Genomic DNA, 15,330 nt, shown 5'->3' on the forward strand with positions numbered 1-15,330 from the left:
ATGCGTAAATTTTCTCATGTATTTTCATTTTATTTTAGAGAAGCATTTTTATCTAAAAAATCATTAATTACGAGTGCGATTTTGTTTTTAGTTGTGTTTGGCCTTTTTGCCTTTAATCATTTCACTGCTGATAATGATAAAGGAAAAGATAAATTTGCTGTAATAACAGAAAGCGATACGTATAAAGTGCAAGAAAGTGATATAACAAAGTTACTTCCGTCTGCTAAAGTGATTGTAGAAAATAAGGATAAGTTTAATGAGCTACGTAAGCAAGTGGAAGATGGGGATTTAGACGGTTTATTCCGTATTACAGAAAAGAATGGTATTCCAGAAGTGATGTATATGTATAGTGGTTTTCCAAGTCAATCAACTGCTACACTTATGGCGAGTTATTTAAAAGAACAATATACAGCGGTAATGATCGAAAAAAATAATGTATCTGCCGAAGTAGCAAAGCAGTTACAGATGGAAATTCCGTTAAAGCAAGAGGCAGTAAAGGATCATGCATCTTCCTTTGGAATTGGTTATGTTTTCTCGTTTGCTTTATATATGTTTATTATTATCTTCGGTGCTGCAATTGGAACAACTGTAGCATCTGAAAAATCATCCCGTGTTATGGAGTTAATGCTTCCGAAAGTAAAACCATTAACAATGCTACATGCTAAAATTTTAGCAATTGTTTCTAGTGCTTTACTATTACTTGTTATTGCTTCCTTTGGTTTTCTTGTACCAAATTTATTAGGGTGGATAGATTTAGAAAATGCATCCTTAATAGGACTCACATTAGATTTTTCTAAATTGGATGCTGTAGTAATTAGTATGTTCTTTGTGTATTTTGTTATGGGTTACTTACTATACGCAATGCTGTATGCAGCGGTTGGTGCTGTTGTATCAAAAATTGAGGATGTGCAATCTCTTTCGTTCCCAATTACAATGTTAGGTATGGCGGCATTTTTTATTAGTCTTAAATCATTATTTGATCCAAATAGTACATTAGCTATAGTTAGTTCATATATTCCATTCTTTACACCTATGGTTACTTTTTCAAGACTTGTATCTGGTGAAGCAGGCACTGTAGAAATTATTGTGACGTTAGTCATTTTATTGGTGACTATTGTTATCGTCAATATGCTAACAAGCCGCATTTACGTAAATGGTGTAATGAATTACTCAGACAAAGTGAAATTTAAAGATTTAGCGAAATTTATAAAGCGTCAATAATGAGAGAAAAGCATGATTTCCTGTTGAAATCATGCTTTTTCTTTATGTATAAATTAAAAATAGTATATAATAATAAGAGTCGTCTTTTAATAGAATGAATAAAAAGGAGGGTGTGCAGATGGGAATTAGTAGTCGTTTTACAGTAGGTGTTCATATGTTGACATTACTTGCGATAGATCGAAACTCTCGCTGTACCTCTGAATGGATTGCCGGTAGTGTGAATACAAATCCAGTTGTGATTCGTCGCATTACAGGAATGTTGAAGAGAGCAGGACTTGTTGATGTACAAGCTGGTAAAGGTGGTACGACACTTGCTCGTGATTTAGAAGAAATTACATTACTTGATGTATATAAAGCAGTGGAAGTTGTAGAAGAAGGACAGCTATTTTCCTTCCATGAAAATCCCAACATTGAATGTCCAGTAGGAGCTAATATTCAATCAGTATTAGAAATTATTTTAATGCAAGCGCAAGAAGCGATGGAAAATGTACTTGCAAATGTAACAGTAGATCAATTAGTTACAAATTTAAAGTCTAAAATGAAAGAGTAAAAAAGCGAGCATCCTCATAATGAGGGCTCGCCTTTTTTATTTAGAAATATTGAAAATTTTATTTTTCAGTATTTAAAATGAATTTACCTACGATAGCTGCTACGATACCACCAAGAATTGGTGCGATGATGAATACCCATAGTTGAGAAAGTGCTTCTCCGCCAGCAAATAAAGCTGGTGCGATACTACGAGCGGGGTTAACAGAAGTTCCAGTTAACGGAATACCTAATAAGTGAACTAAAACTAATGTGAAACCAATTACTAATCCTGCTAGAGAAGAACTTCCTTTTTTACCTGTTACAGCAACGATTACTAAAATGAATACGAAAGTTAAAATAAATTCAACTAGAAATGCTCCAGATAAACCAAGAGTTCCAAAACCGTTTTGACCTAAATTATCTAAAGGTGTTTTAGCAGATTTTAAAATTGTTACTAACGTTGCAGTTCCTAATAAAGCACCTAAAATTTGAGCTAATACATAATAACAAAGTTCCATAGCGTTCATTCTTTTATTGATGAACATAGCTACTGATACTGCTGGGTTAATGTGACATCCAGAAATTGTTCCGATGCTATATGCCATAGCCACAATAGATAGACCGAAAGCCATAGCGATTCCTAATGTTCCAATTCCTTCAATTCCGCCGCCAATGACAGCTACTCCAGTTCCGAATAATACTAGTACAAATGTACCAATAAATTCAGCGATTGCTTTTTTTAACATAATTTACCTCCTATTGTTGCGCATGAACCGTATTATAACATAGGTTTTAGTATAAACCGTTAATGAAATACTATTCTGATAAGGCGCAATAGGGGGACAATAAAAAAAGAGTATGGTTCTTTGTCACAGAACCATACTCTTTTTTTATGCTGTTTTTTTCTGTTTAACGACTGGAACAGAACGATTTAAAATGCTATTTGCAACCATTCCTAACATAATAATAATCATTCCAAGTAGGGAAAGCCCACCAGGAAATGAACCATTCAAGAAAACAATTTCGCCAAGCACGGTAAAGACCATCGTTCCAGCTTGCGTTGCTTCAACAGCTCCAAGTAGAGCGAGATTATCTTTGGCTAAGTCAGTAGCGAAGAAAAATGTCATTGTCGCTATAACGCCAGAACATAATGCTAACAAAAATCCTTGCAGCATTTGGTTTGATGTTGGAATACCTGTAGTAGAAAATCCGTATATACCAAGTAAAATTGTTATAGGAAGACTGCCTATTGCCATTCCTAATACACGTTGGAATGTATCAAGACGCCCGCCAACAAGTTCCATCATTTTTCGGTTACCGAATGGATATAAGAAAGCAGCTAACACGACAGGTAAAAATCCTGAAATGAACTGAGTCATTGTAATGTGACCTGCTGCAGTTGCTTGCATACAAATTACACCAAGTAAAATAAATAATGCGACATATAAACTACGAAGTGGAATTTTTCCGCGTACAAGTTTCGTACCTGATTTTGTTTCTATTTTAACGAAAAATAATGGCGAGAGTAGTAAGCCTGCTAATATAGTAACTTGCCAAGTTCCAGCAACGAGCCAAGCGGGAGAAAAGACAGCTGCAAAACTTAATAAAGAATAGAAACCTATACCAGCAACAGACCCCCACCCGATCCAAGCCAATGGATGTTTCTTTAATTCTTCCCATAACCCCCTTAAGTTTTTGCGAAATAAAACGATAAGGAATAAAATAGGGAGAGCGAATAAAAAGCGGAAGGAAGCTGTCCAAGCCCAGCTCGTTCCAGATACATTCATCGCTCGATTAATAATAAAGGTTGCGGAAAAAAAGGCTGATGATAAAAGGCCTAATAAAATTGCGCGCATGAAGTATAGCACTCCTTTCGAAATTTGAATAATATGTATAGTATAATATACTTTATTATTATAAAAGTAAACTATTTTATATTTTAAGGTGGTTTTATAGATGAAAGAACATGAAGATATGCAAACGAAAGAAGTCATTCAGCAAGTAGGTCAGTTATTAAGGCAAATTCGAAATGAGCAAAAATTAAGTTTAGAAGAATTAGCTCAAAAAACAGGAGTTAGTAAATTAACGTTAGGAAAGATTGAAAGAGGTGAAACGAATCCGACGTTAGCTGTCATTTGGAAAATAACGAAAGGATTATCAATTCCTTTATCAAGATTGATGGTTGTTGGAGAACCTGTAGCTGTTGCGCGCTGCGGAGAAGGATTTGCAGTAGATGTAGGACAAGCATGGCATTTAGAAACAATGTTCCGTTATACGAAAGAAACGGGGATGGAAATGCACCGTGCTTGTTTACGATCGAATAGTATATATGAACCAGAAGCGCATCATGAAGGTGCTATTGAGCTTGTAACGGTAATGAAAGGGAAAGTATCGATTCAAGTAGAAAGCGATGTATACGAATTAAATGAGTTTGACTCGATTCAATTTGAAGCGAATAAGAAACATAGTTATAAGAATGAAGAAGATGAAGTGGCGGTATTACATTTAACGATGAAATATTCTTCATGAAAAAATCCCCTATAGAAAAATCTATAGGGGATTTTGTATACGCTATGCTCAAATATATGAAAGAAAGTTATTAGTAAGAGCGTGGCATAAGTAATAAACAAATAAAATAAACTAAAAACCCCGTCCCAAAACATAAAACAGCAATGACCCAAAGTATGCGAATGAGAGTAGAGCTAATATCAAAATATTCTCCTAAACCACCGCATATACCAAATAGCATTTTATCAGTTTCGGATTTACATAACCTTTTTGACATCTTCCAATCCACTCCTTTTTATGACAAGCTATATACTTCTATTCTATATGGAAATTTATGAGAAGACTATGAGGTTGTATTACATTTTTTTTAGGAAACAGTCGTATTAATTGTCTTAATTTTCAGTGGATATTAAAATTATATCATGAGGTGAGTTTCAATAAAGGGTGGGAGGAATAGAGATGACAGTATATTGGCTGACTAATGTAATGCTTGAATCAGGGTATACATATGAAGAGGGTAGAATTTCTCAAACAGAAACAGAATTATGTAGTTTACTCATTGAAGATGGAAGAATTAAAAAAATGATAACAGGGGCTATTCAAGAGGAAGGGGCATCAATTTTTGATGCCAATCGTTTATTAATTTTGCCTGCTTTCGAAGAGATGCATATTCATATTGATAAAACATATTATAGTGGTCCTTGGAAAGCTTGTATGCCAGCAGAAAGTATTTTTACACGTTTTCATGAAGAAGAGGAAATTTTGCCGAAGCAATTAGCAACTGCTCAAGATAGGGCGGAAAATATGCTAGCGTTATTGCTTCAAAATGGTGCAACGAATATAAGAACGCATTGTAATGTTGATCCGATTATTGGACTTGGTAATTTGGAGGCGACGTTAGCGGCGTTGGAAACATATAAAAAAACAGGTTTCTGGTAGAATTGTTGCTTTTCCGCAACATGGATTATTGCGCAGTAATTCTGTGCAACTTGTGAAAGATGCGATGCGTATGGGTGCGCATCTAGTCGGTGGAGTGGATCCAGCTACAGTGGATAATGATATTGAAAAATCATTACATACCATTATGGATATCGCAGTAGAATTTAATGCGGACGTTGATATTCATCTGCATGATGCGAATAATCTTGGGACGTTTACGATGAAGAGATTGGCAAGTTTAACAGAAGAAGCGGGATGGCAAGGTCGCGTAACGATTAGTCATGCGCTTGGACTTGGTGGTGTTACAGATAAAGAAGCTGAAGAAGTGGCGGAAAGACTAGCAACTTTACATATTGATATTACTTCAACAGTACCAATTGGGAAACAAGTAATACCAATTCCGTTATTAGATAAAAAAGGTGTGAAAGTTTCGTTAGGGAATGATAGTATTACAGATCATTGGTCACCGTTTGGAACAGGTGATATGTTGCAAAAGGCAAATCGATTAGCGGAACGTTTTGGATGGAGTGATGAAAGATCGTTAGGAAAAGCACTTCGCTTTATTACGGGAGGAAAAGAAACGTTAAACAGTGAAGGGAAGCGAGCTTGGCCGAATGTAGGGGATGAAGCGAGTTTTGTTTTGACGAATGCAACATGCGTCGCTGAAGCAGTAGCGCGTCAAACAGAGAAGAATTTAGTCGTGCATAAAGGAAATATTGTTGTTGGAAGTTTAAGTGAGGTTAAATTAAATAATCTTGTGTAAAAGAATCGTTTAAATGTTTTGAGGAGGGTTCTAATGGTGAGTAGAGAACCCTTCTTTTTTATTCTTACAATATATTTTTTATAGGAAGCTAGAAGGGATGAAAAATTTGGACAATCAACATAACCAAAATCATATTATGGGAACTTTGCAATGGTTTATCTTTTTATTAGCGAATTCAATTGCACTACCAATTGTCGTTGGCGGATTATTTCATCTTACGACGGAAGAAATATTTTATTTAATGCAGCGTACATTTTTTGTAGTTGGTATATCATCTTTTTTACAAGGGTGGGTTGGGCATAGACTGCCAATTGCGGATGGGCCAGCTGGATCTTGGGTTGGAGTATTTACCGTACTTGCTTACGCAACGGCCGGACAAGATCAATTACATAGTACATTGCAAATTTTAGAATTAGGAATGATAATTTCTGGTGTTATTTTAATAGGGTTAGGTGTAACTGGTTTTATCGGACGTATTTTATTTTTGTTTACGCCGCTTGTGACAGGGACGTTTTTACTTTTATTATGCTTACAATTAAGCGGTGTATTTTTAAAAGGAATGCTAGGAATTACTGCTACTGTTTCTCAAATCGATGGATTTACAGCAATGATCGCTTTTAGTATATTTCTGTTCGTTATTATACTATCTAATTTTGGAAAAGGTTTTGTCAAAAGTTATGCAGTTTTAATAGGATTAATTAGTGGATGGATTCTTTTTCTCATTGCAGGAAAAGTGACAATTCCAGCTCAAGTAACTCATTTTGTGCAACTTCCGCAAATATTTGCTTGGGGACTTCCAAAATGGAATACAGGTATGGCTGTATCGAGTTTCGTTATGGTATGTATTTTAGTTTCAAATACAGTGGCGGCGATTATAGCAATTAATCAAGTTACCATTCAAAAAGGGACTATTGAGCGGAAACAGTTGAAGGATGGTACGTGGGTTGGAGGGATTTCACATATCATTTCTTCTGCATTTTCAACTGTAGGTGTCGTGCCGTTACCAGCAACGGCAGGATTTATACGTTTAACGAAACAAAAATATATACGCTCGTTCTTACTAGCATGTATGTTACTAGTCGTAATGTCGATGTTCCCAAGTATTATTCGTTATTTAGCATCTTTACCATCCGCTGTCGCTTCTGCGGTTTTAATGGCTTCATTCGTACAGCTAATTGGAATTGGATTCAATAATATAAAACAAGTGGAGCTTAATGAAAGGAATGTAACAATTTTAGGCGTTGCAGTATTATTTGGCAGCGGCGTTATGTTTCTACCGTCTGGAGCGCTCCAATCATTGCCATCTGTTATGCAATATATATTTGGAAATGGTTTATTTGTAGGTACTGTTGTAAGTATATTGCTAGAACAAATATGGCGTACTGAAAAGTGAGTGGATGCAAGGAGTGTCTGCACTGTATAAAAGTCTAAAATAACATGTGAAATAAAGCCCATTTTCATTCACCACCCGCACATTTCGTTCATACAATATCTTGACTAAATAAACACCCAACTTACACATACACAGCTCTGGCTTAAGCAAGGAGGGTTATACCAGTTGAAGGAAAAAGCGTATCAATCTAAACCTTTACTCACAAAGAGAGAGAGAGAAGTATTTGAATTACTGGTTCAAGATAAAACAACGAAGGAAATTGCAGGTGAACTTTTTATCAGTGAAAAGACAGTTCGTAACCACATCTCAAACGCAATGCAAAAGCTAGGGGTTAAAGGACGTTCACAAGCAGTTGTTGAGCTTCTTCGCATGGGAGAGCTCGAGTTATAAAAAGAAAGCCGACTTTTATAAAAGAGTCGGCTATTTTTTTGCTTATATTTTGAATTAAAAAAGGTATCTCAGACTTGGAGAGGGAAGATATGTTTCAGGAAGAAATGTTAAAATAACTGTTTTAGAACATGATGAGGTATGCAGGATAGGTATTTTTGTCATTTATAAATAAGAAGGTGCACATATGAAGTTGTATTTTAAGGGTATGGAGATAGGTGAAATTAAAGATATTTTTGGAGACATGCCATGGATGTATGGAACAATTCGTTTATTCGAGAATAGTAAACTTTTCCAAAAATATTTTCGTGAGATGGTAGACGAAGATAGTATATTTGATTTTGAAAGCATAGACCCTGAATTTTTATATGAAGAAAATTGGGCTATTTTTGATGAGGATGCTCAGCGGTATTTAGGGATTGATATACCTGCTATTCATATGGAGGATAACACGATTGCGTGGCGCTGGAGATAAAGTTATCAGGTTGTGAACATCTTTGTATGAAAGAATTCAAACGAGAACAATAAGCCGACTTTTATAAAAAAGGTCAGCTAGTTGTTCTCGTTTTTTTCGCTTGCTATATGAATGATAAGAACACTCCATACATAAATAGGTAGTAAGGAGGGGATATGTTGAAAAGGATATTGTTAGTTTCAACAAGCGCTCATGATATGAATGGACACCCGACTGGTTTGTGGCTGGAAGAGCTCGCAGCTCCTTATAATTTGTTTAAAAAGGCTAAGTTCGATGTTGATATTGTGTCGATACAGGGCGGTAGAGTGCCGATTGATAGAGTTTCTATTCCGAACGGGATACCTCGTGAATTTAAGCATGTCGCTTCTTTATTGCAAAATACGAAGCCGATCTCAACGGTTCATTTTTCGGATTATGATGCAGTTTTATTTGGTGGTGGACACGGGGCGATTGTAGATTTTCCAGGTAATCCATATGTTGCAAATTTAATTGTGAATATGTACAACAACAACCGAATTGTAGCGGCTGTTTGTCACGGAGTAAGTTCCTTAGTCGGTGTGAAAAATAAGGACGGCTCGTTTTTTAGTGCGGGTAAGCATATAACAGGTTATACAAATGATGAGGAAAAAGCTGTACATTTAGAAAAGCGAGTGCCGTTTTTGTTAGAAAGTAAATTGAAAGAAGAAGGGGCTTTGTTTTATGTTGCTCCAAACTTTACGCCGCACGTCGTAGTAGATGGGCGTTTAATTACAGGGCAAAATCCGCAGTCTAGTATGGAAATAGGGAAAGCTATAAGAAGAGCTGTAAATAAATTATAGAGAAAGTGCTCGTTACTCATAAAGGTAGCGGGCATTTTTTCTATAGTGTAAATTGAAAACCACTTAAACTAAAAAGATGTATCGAGTATAATGACTTCATTTATAATTAATCGTGAATTTGCTATACTATTTTGTATGGACAAAAGGGGAGGCTCTTTTAATGAGAAAAGTTGCGTGTGCAAATACTTATATTAATAAAATAAAGCCCGTTATTAGAAAAACGAGTTTTAGTCAATTGAAAATAGATGAAATTGCGAAGTATATGGATATTAGTAAAGCTACTTTATATAAACGTTTTTCTTCAAAAGATGAGATTATTGAAGCTGTGGTAGAAGATTTTATGAACTACCTTCTTGAAGGGGATGCGGATAATCAAGATGAAAGTATGTCTTTTGCAGAACGTTTCCAAAAGACGTTTATTCACTCTTTAAAATGTGTGACGTATATTTCAGATGTCTTTTTACAGGATTTGAAAGAGGCATATCCGCACTTATCTGATCAGTTAGTCGCTGCACAACAAAATCGTAATCATAATTTGCAAATGTTTTTTGAAGCGGGTATGGAACAAGGTTACTTTAATAAAATGAACGCACAATTATTTATGGTGCAAGATGATGTGATGTTAAGACGTATAATAGATCATTCTTTTTGCATTCAGTACGATATTACGTTAAAAAAAGCGATACTTGATTTTTATCAATTAAAGAAATACCAACTGTTTAAACCGGAGTATATAGAAGCAATTGATGATTCGGAAATTGAAAAAGAAGTTATGGCTATTTTGCAAATGATTTCGTAAAAAAGCAGATTTTCCTATATGAATGGAAAATCTGCTTTTTTATTACATGTTATTTGTTTATGTGTTGCAATACTAATTCGGCTACTGGACCACCTGAAGCCGGGTTTTGACCAGTGATAACACGGTCATCTTCTACAGCAAAAGCTTCCCAAGGCTGCGTAGCTTTTTCGTAAAGTCCTCCATTTTTAATAAGTTCATCTTCTGTTAAAAATGGAACGAATTGATCTAATTCAGCTAGTTTTTCCTCTTCATTTGAGAATCCTGTTACTTTTTTACCACTAATTAAACGTTCTCCATTACTTAATGTAATATGAAATAAACCAGCAGCTCCATGACAAACAGAGGAAACAATTCCGCCATTTTCATAAATGCTACGGCTAATCATTTGGAGTTCTTTATTTTCAGGGAAGTCCCAAATCACACCGTGACCACCTGCGTAATAAATAACAGCATAGTCTTCCGGATTCACCTCACTCGGTTTCAGTGTAGAACCGAGGCGATTCATAAATTCTTTCTTTTGATACCATTCCCAATCGATGCTCTCCGCCATTGCTAAACTATGCGGATCAATCGGTGTATAACCACCTTGTGGGCTAACATAATCTACTTCGTAACCAGCTTCTTCAACTTTTTTTACGAAATGAACAGCTTCACCAAGCCAAAGGCCAGTAGCTCGATTTAAATTTGGATATTTTTCAACGCTTGTTAATACAACTAACATTTTTTTCTTCATCATAATCCTCCTGTAATGTTTCTTCTATATACAAGTTCATTATTTTATTAAGTTAGAAATTGCAAATTTGAATAACCGTGTCAGTCCTCCTTATATCGGATTCGAAATTAGTGTATAACAATTTTTGAACAAAGTAAACTAAAAACACTAAATTAGTTTACTTTGTATATTTTTCGTTGACAAACTGTAATGCTGAAACTATGATAGTTCCATGAATATCGAACAACGTACATGTTTCGTTTCGAATTCAATTTGTCGCGCGATACATTTATACATTTGATGAAGTTGTCTAGTGATAATAGAAGAGCTAAACAACTTCATTTTTCGTTTTCAATTACTACAATCAGGAGAGGTGTTACACATGGGGAAAGATATAAGTAACCATTCAAAATGGTTTGTTTTCACATTATGTTTTATCGTTTTATTGGGACCGATGAATGCGGTTTTATTTAATGTTGCGTTAGAGGATATTGCTCATGATTTATCTATTAGTCAATCGAAAGTAAGTTGGGTTGTAGTAGGTTATTCTTTAGTTGTCGGTATTGGTTCAATGATATATGGGAAGCTTGCTGATCGTTACAGTGTAAAAAAACTATTAATTATTTCGATTATCATATTTGTAGTGGGTTCTATTATTGGATTTATGAATCAATCTTATGTGATTACCATTCTTGCAAGATTAGTGCAAGCGAGCGGGGGTGCAGCGTTTATTGCGCTTAGTATGATTGCAGTGGCCAAATTAGTTGTTCCTCATAAGAAGCCTGGTGCGTTAGCGATGATTAGTTCTTCTATTGCATTAGCAGTAGGTATTGGCCCTTTAGTTGGCGGGGCTATTACAAATACACTAGGGTGGCCATATTTATTTTTATTTATGGTTATTTCAGTAGTGGGGATTTTCTTGCTTATAAAATTTATGCCAGAAGAAGCACGGCACACGGATGAAGCGTTTCATTTTGATTACATTGGAGCGGCGTTACTATTTGCATTCATTACGACTGTTTTATTAGGTGTCAATATGAATAGTTGGCTATTTGTGTTATCGATAATTTCTTTATTTTTATTCACGGTTCGTATGAAGAAAGCGGAGCATCCATTTATCGATATTGAGTTGTTTTCGAACAAAGCATTTCTTCGTTTAATAACAGTCGGATTTATAATTAATGTGGCGTTATGTGCTAATTTATTATTGTTGCCATTACTGTTAGGAAGAGAGCACGGATTGTCTCCGTTTGTTATCGGAATTGTATTATTTGTTGCATCACTCTTTGGTATTGTGTCTAGTTTTATTACTGGAAAGATTGTCCCTTCGTTTGGAAACGTGAATATAATTTATGTAGCGTCTGTCATTATGATTGTTGGCTTTTTAATTTTAGGGTTTATTCCGAATGGAAGTATAGTCGTTATTGTATTGGCGATTATTTTGACATTTATGAGTTATTCTGCCATTCAAGTATCATTGAACACATTTATACCGAAAACATTACATGCAGCTAAAGTTGGAGTCGGTCTTGGCTTATATAATTTAATTAACTTTTTCGGTATGGCATTTGGACCAGCTGTTGCGAGCAAAATTATGGAATCTACAAATAGTTATCGTTTCAATTTTATTTTAATCGTCATGTTAATTTCTGCCCATTTTTTCTTATTAATAGGAATGTCTTCTTTCCAAAAAAAGATGGAGCATTAAAGATGTACTTTATTATAGAAGAAACCGACTTTCATATAGAAGGTCGGTTGTTTTTCTGTCTTGCAAATTATGAAAAAAAGGAGCAAAATAAAAAAGGTCCTAGTCTATACAGGTACAAATGAAAATTTTCATATAGAAGCAGTTTAAGTGAGCGAACTTAAAGTGTGAAAAATATAATGATAAAATAAGATGATGAATGAGAAAACGGGTGATGAAGTTGAATAGAGCAATCGGTGTTATCGATTCAGGAGTTGGCGGTTTAACAGTGGCGAAGGAATTAATTCGTCAGTTGCCGAAAGAGCGCATTATATATTTAGGGGATACAGCACGTTGCCCTTATGGTCCACGTTCTCGAGAAGAAGTGCGTCAATTTACGTGGGAAATGACGGAGCATTTACTAGGTTTAAATATCAAAATGTTAGTTATTGCATGTAATACAGCAACTGCAGTTGTATTAGAAGAGATGCAGAAACAATTACCAATTCCAGTGGTAGGAGTTATTCATCCAGGATCACGTACAGCTTTAAAAATGACAAACACGTATCATGTTGGGATTATTGGAACGATTGGAACGGTGAAAAGTGGTGCATACGAAGAAGCGTTAAAGTCTATTAATAATCGTGTTATGGTAGAAAGTTTAGCGTGTCCACCTTTTGTTGAGCTTGTAGAGAGCGGTAATTTCGAAAGTGAAATGGCGTATGAAGTTGTAAGAGAAACGTTGCAACCGCTGAAAAACACTGATATTGATACGCTTATTTTAGGCTGTACACATTATCCAATTTTAGGTCCTGTTATTAAACAAGTAATGGGAGATAAAGTGCAACTCATTAGTTCTGGTGATGAAACGGCGCGTGAAGTAAGTACCATTTTATACCATAGTAAAATGTTGAATGAGGGAGAGGAACAAAGTGATCATCTCTTCTTAACAACAGGGAAAATAGGTCTATTTAAAGAAATTGCATCAAAATGGTTCGGTCAACCGATTGAAAATGTGAAACATATTTATTTAGAAAAAGAATAATAATAGAATTCATATAAGTGGACTCCTGAGAAATCAGGAGTTTTTTTGTTTATAGGGAGCACAGCTTGTTCTAAAACATGAAACAGCTCGTATACATAATAGTACAAACTTAGATTTTAGGGGGGAATGGCATGCCTAAATCCACTTTTAAATGGGTTGTTGGTGCTACTGTGAGCGCTGTTTTACTAACAGGGTGTGGCTTTATAAATCAAGAGAAAGCAACGGAGCAAATTGATCCACCAAAACAAGTTACGTATACAGAGGGTGGAAAGAAAGAAGTATCTAAGAAAGATAAGCAAGGACAAACGGTGAATAGAGAACTATACCTTGTTGATAAAAATGGCTATGTTGTACCGCAAACGTTAGCTATACCTACTCCGAAAGCAAATGAGGTTATTCAGCAAACGTTAGAGTACCTTGTGAAAGATGGACCGGTAACGAATTTGTTACCGAATGGGTTCCGTGCAGTCATTCCAGCGAATACATCGATGACCCTAAACTTGAAAAAAGATGGGACGGCAGTCATTGATTTTTCTAAAGAAATGAAAAACTATGCAAAAGAGGAAGAACGTCAAATCGTTGAATCTATTGCATGGACGTTGACGCAATTTAAAGAAATAAAACAAGTGCAGTTCCAAATAAATGGTGAAAAATTAGCGAAGATGCCTGTTGGTGGTACACCGCTTGGTGAAGGGGTGAGCCGTGCGAACGGTATTAACTTCGATGATGAGCAAGTAGCGGATGTAACAAATACAAAACCAGTAACACTTTATTTTATGGCACAAAATAATAATAAACAGCAATACTACGTACCAGTAACACGCCGCGTTGTAGAAGGAAAAGAAAATGATTATGCAGCAATTGTAGATGAACTTGTAAAAGGACCGATTCATCAATCTCTTCTGAACGATTTCAATCCAGGAGTTAAGCTGATTACGAATCCGAAATTACAAGATGGAAATCTTACATTAAACTTTAATGAAAATATATTTATAAACCCAGATAAAAATATGATTTCAAATTACGTATTGAAGTCATTAGTTTTATCTTTAACAGAAAAGAAAGGCGTGAAAAGCGTTTCTATTGAAGTAAATGGTAAAGCGAATCTTATAGATGAAAAGGGCGGAAAGTTAATAAAACCTGTAGATCGTCCAGAAAACGTGAATACAGGTAGTTTTTAATCGCCAATAATTTGATATACTTAAGTAAGAAAGGGGAATTGCTTTTTGGGTTCCCCTTCTTTTATTGTATACATATCATACATTTAAATTTGGCTATACTAACAAGTAGTTATGAGGAGGTTATTTTTATGCGAGTAGATGGTAGAGAGAAAACAGAATTACGCCATATACATATTCATACGAATTATTTAAAACATCCAGAAGGATCAGTGTTAATTGAGGTTGGGGATACAAAGGTAATTTGCTCAGCGACAATTGAAGAGCGTGTCCCGCCTTTTATGCGTGGCGAAGGAAAGGGCTGGGTAACAGCTGAATACGCGATGATTCCACGTGCGACAGAACAACGTACAATTAGGGAGTCGAGTAAAGGGAAAGTAACAGGACGTACAATGGAAATCCAACGCTTAATTGGACGAGCATTACGTGCGGTAGTTGACTTAGAAGCGCTTGGTGAGAGAACGGTTTGGATTGATTGTGATGTTATTCAAGCGGATGGTGGAACGAGAACAGCTTCTATTACAGGTGCATATGTAGCAATGGTATTAGCGTTTGAGAAGTTATTACAAGCAGAAAAAGTATCTAAAATTCCAGTAAAAGATTATTTAGCAGCAACGTCAGTAGGAATTGTTGAAGAACAAGGTGTTGTTTTAGATTTAAACTATGCAGAAGATTCTAAAGCAGACGTTGATATGAACGTGATTATGACTGGAAAAGGTCAGTTCGTTGAAGTGCAAGGAACTGGAGAAGAAGCGACGTTTAGTAGAGCGCAGTTAAATGAATTACTTGATGCTGCGGAACAAGGCATTTTCCAACTGATTGACATGCAAAAAGAAGTGTTAGGTGACATCGTATCTCATATAGAGTAGAGGTGGAAAGT

The 15,330-nt window shown here is 35.6% G+C and carries 16 protein-coding genes and 1 pseudogene; 13 read left to right on the forward strand and 4 right to left on the reverse strand.

What is annotated here, in order from left to right:
* Entirely contained in the window at window positions 1-1,221 is a 1,221-nt protein-coding gene (locus ACTFRS_RS12970; protein ID WP_033691284.1) for an ABC transporter permease, read from the forward strand.
* 118 nt (window positions 1,222-1,339) lie between these two features.
* Window positions 1,340-1,771, forward strand: coding sequence for an Rrf2 family transcriptional regulator (locus tag ACTFRS_RS12975; protein WP_000512998.1), 432 nt, complete (start codon window positions 1,340-1,342; stop codon window positions 1,769-1,771).
* Window positions 1,772-1,829: 58 nt separating this feature from the next.
* Here the strand turns inward: ACTFRS_RS12975 and ACTFRS_RS12980 are convergent, their stop codons facing one another.
* Together ACTFRS_RS12980 and ACTFRS_RS12985 are read right to left on the reverse strand one after the other, a co-directional pair.
* Complete coding sequence (locus ACTFRS_RS12980) at window positions 1,830-2,495, reverse strand: MIP/aquaporin family protein (RefSeq protein ID WP_139866497.1); 666 nt, start codon at window positions 2,493-2,495, stop codon at window positions 1,830-1,832.
* Between the two features lie 144 nt (window positions 2,496-2,639).
* Window positions 2,640-3,605: a DMT family transporter gene (locus ACTFRS_RS12985; protein WP_242294162.1), complete on the reverse strand. Its 966-nt coding sequence runs from the start codon at window positions 3,603-3,605 to the stop codon at window positions 2,640-2,642.
* A gap of 100 nt (window positions 3,606-3,705) precedes the next feature.
* On the opposite strand from ACTFRS_RS12985, the gene ACTFRS_RS12990 reads away from it, so the two are divergent.
* Window positions 3,706-4,278: a helix-turn-helix domain-containing protein gene (locus tag ACTFRS_RS12990; RefSeq protein WP_000658051.1), complete on the forward strand. Its 573-nt coding sequence runs from the start codon at window positions 3,706-3,708 to the stop codon at window positions 4,276-4,278.
* 70 nt (window positions 4,279-4,348) lie between these two features.
* Here ACTFRS_RS12990 and ACTFRS_RS12995 read toward each other — a convergent pair whose 3' ends face one another.
* Entirely contained in the window at window positions 4,349-4,534 is a 186-nt protein-coding gene (locus ACTFRS_RS12995) for a PspC domain-containing protein (RefSeq protein WP_000044337.1), read from the reverse strand.
* A gap of 182 nt (window positions 4,535-4,716) precedes the next feature.
* Here ACTFRS_RS12995 and ACTFRS_RS13000 point away from each other — a divergent pair.
* The 6 genes and pseudogenes from ACTFRS_RS13000 to ACTFRS_RS13025 all read left to right on the forward strand — a co-directional run bounded on the left by ACTFRS_RS13000 (window position 4,717) and on the right by ACTFRS_RS13025 (window position 9,831).
* Window positions 4,717-5,959 (forward strand): annotated as a pseudogene (locus ACTFRS_RS13000) (amidohydrolase family protein).
* A gap of 97 nt (window positions 5,960-6,056) precedes the next feature.
* Window positions 6,057-7,352, forward strand: a complete 1,296-nt coding sequence (locus ACTFRS_RS13005; protein ID WP_440024876.1) for a purine/pyrimidine permease — start codon at window positions 6,057-6,059, stop codon at window positions 7,350-7,352.
* A gap of 165 nt (window positions 7,353-7,517) precedes the next feature.
* A complete protein-coding gene (gene gerE, locus ACTFRS_RS13010; RefSeq protein ID WP_000659484.1) occupies window positions 7,518-7,742 on the forward strand; it encodes a spore germination transcription factor GerE in 225 nt (74 codons plus the stop codon).
* A 184-nt stretch (window positions 7,743-7,926) separates the two neighbouring features.
* Window positions 7,927-8,214 carry a hypothetical protein gene (locus tag ACTFRS_RS13015; protein ID WP_139866501.1) on the forward strand — a complete coding sequence of 96 codons (288 nt, stop codon included), beginning with the start codon at window positions 7,927-7,929 and terminating at the stop codon, window positions 8,212-8,214.
* Between the two features lie 155 nt (window positions 8,215-8,369).
* Window positions 8,370-9,032: a type 1 glutamine amidotransferase domain-containing protein gene (locus ACTFRS_RS13020; protein ID WP_139866502.1), complete on the forward strand. Its 663-nt coding sequence runs from the start codon at window positions 8,370-8,372 to the stop codon at window positions 9,030-9,032.
* Window positions 9,033-9,192: 160 nt separating this feature from the next.
* Window positions 9,193-9,831: a TetR/AcrR family transcriptional regulator gene (locus ACTFRS_RS13025; protein WP_001233021.1), complete on the forward strand. Its 639-nt coding sequence runs from the start codon at window positions 9,193-9,195 to the stop codon at window positions 9,829-9,831.
* A gap of 49 nt (window positions 9,832-9,880) precedes the next feature.
* On the opposite strand, the gene ACTFRS_RS13030 is transcribed toward ACTFRS_RS13025, so the two are convergent.
* Window positions 9,881-10,564: a type 1 glutamine amidotransferase domain-containing protein gene (locus tag ACTFRS_RS13030; protein WP_139866503.1), complete on the reverse strand. Its 684-nt coding sequence runs from the start codon at window positions 10,562-10,564 to the stop codon at window positions 9,881-9,883.
* 361 nt (window positions 10,565-10,925) lie between these two features.
* Here ACTFRS_RS13030 and ACTFRS_RS13035 point away from each other — a divergent pair, with 361 nt between their 5' ends.
* The 4 genes from ACTFRS_RS13035 to rph all read left to right on the forward strand — a co-directional run bounded on the left by ACTFRS_RS13035 (window position 10,926) and on the right by rph (window position 15,319).
* Window positions 10,926-12,251 (forward strand): MFS transporter, encoded by a 1,326-nt coding sequence (locus tag ACTFRS_RS13035; protein WP_139866504.1) that lies wholly within the window; start codon window positions 10,926-10,928, stop codon window positions 12,249-12,251.
* 211 nt (window positions 12,252-12,462) lie between these two features.
* On the forward strand, window positions 12,463-13,272 hold the full coding sequence (gene racE / locus ACTFRS_RS13040) for a glutamate racemase (RefSeq protein WP_440024872.1): 810 nt from the start codon (window positions 12,463-12,465) through the stop codon (window positions 13,270-13,272).
* 131 nt (window positions 13,273-13,403) lie between these two features.
* Complete coding sequence (gerM, locus tag ACTFRS_RS13045; protein ID WP_001126762.1) at window positions 13,404-14,453, forward strand: spore germination protein GerM; 1,050 nt, start codon at window positions 13,404-13,406, stop codon at window positions 14,451-14,453.
* Window positions 14,454-14,581: 128 nt separating this feature from the next.
* Window positions 14,582-15,319, forward strand: a complete 738-nt coding sequence (gene rph / locus ACTFRS_RS13050) for a ribonuclease PH (protein WP_001261766.1) — start codon at window positions 14,582-14,584, stop codon at window positions 15,317-15,319.
* Window positions 15,320-15,330 lie beyond the last annotated feature (11 nt).

This window comes from Bacillus cereus group sp. MYBK139-1 (genome assembly GCF_051916915.1).
Taxonomy (GTDB): domain Bacteria; phylum Bacillota; class Bacilli; order Bacillales; family Bacillaceae_G; genus Bacillus_A; species Bacillus_A pacificus.

Excerpts from the sequence above, each read along its gene's own strand:
- ACTFRS_RS12970 (WP_033691284.1), top strand. The coding sequence starts at position 1 with ATGCGTAAATTTTCTCATGTATTTTCATTTTATTTTAGAGAAGCATTT.
- ACTFRS_RS12975 (WP_000512998.1), top strand. The coding sequence starts at position 1,340 with ATGGGAATTAGTAGTCGTTTTACAGTAGGTGTTCATATGTTGACATTA.
- ACTFRS_RS12980 (WP_139866497.1), bottom strand. The coding sequence starts at position 2,495 with ATGTTAAAAAAAGCAATCGCTGAATTTATTGGTACATTTGTACTAGTA.
- ACTFRS_RS12985 (WP_242294162.1), bottom strand. The coding sequence starts at position 3,605 with ATGCGCGCAATTTTATTAGGCCTTTTATCATCAGCCTTTTTTTCCGCA.
- ACTFRS_RS12990 (WP_000658051.1), top strand. The coding sequence starts at position 3,706 with ATGAAAGAACATGAAGATATGCAAACGAAAGAAGTCATTCAGCAAGTA.
- ACTFRS_RS12995 (WP_000044337.1), bottom strand. The coding sequence starts at position 4,534 with ATGTCAAAAAGGTTATGTAAATCCGAAACTGATAAAATGCTATTTGGT.
- ACTFRS_RS13005 (WP_440024876.1), top strand. The coding sequence starts at position 6,057 with ATGAAAAATTTGGACAATCAACATAACCAAAATCATATTATGGGAACT.
- ACTFRS_RS13015 (WP_139866501.1), top strand. The coding sequence starts at position 7,927 with ATGAAGTTGTATTTTAAGGGTATGGAGATAGGTGAAATTAAAGATATT.
- ACTFRS_RS13020 (WP_139866502.1), top strand. The coding sequence starts at position 8,370 with ATGTTGAAAAGGATATTGTTAGTTTCAACAAGCGCTCATGATATGAAT.
- ACTFRS_RS13025 (WP_001233021.1), top strand. The coding sequence starts at position 9,193 with ATGAGAAAAGTTGCGTGTGCAAATACTTATATTAATAAAATAAAGCCC.
- ACTFRS_RS13030 (WP_139866503.1), bottom strand. The coding sequence starts at position 10,564 with ATGAAGAAAAAAATGTTAGTTGTATTAACAAGCGTTGAAAAATATCCA.
- ACTFRS_RS13035 (WP_139866504.1), top strand. The coding sequence starts at position 10,926 with ATGGGGAAAGATATAAGTAACCATTCAAAATGGTTTGTTTTCACATTA.
- racE (WP_440024872.1), top strand. The coding sequence starts at position 12,463 with ATGAAGTTGAATAGAGCAATCGGTGTTATCGATTCAGGAGTTGGCGGT.
- gerM (WP_001126762.1), top strand. The coding sequence starts at position 13,404 with ATGCCTAAATCCACTTTTAAATGGGTTGTTGGTGCTACTGTGAGCGCT.
- rph (WP_001261766.1), top strand. The coding sequence starts at position 14,582 with ATGCGAGTAGATGGTAGAGAGAAAACAGAATTACGCCATATACATATT.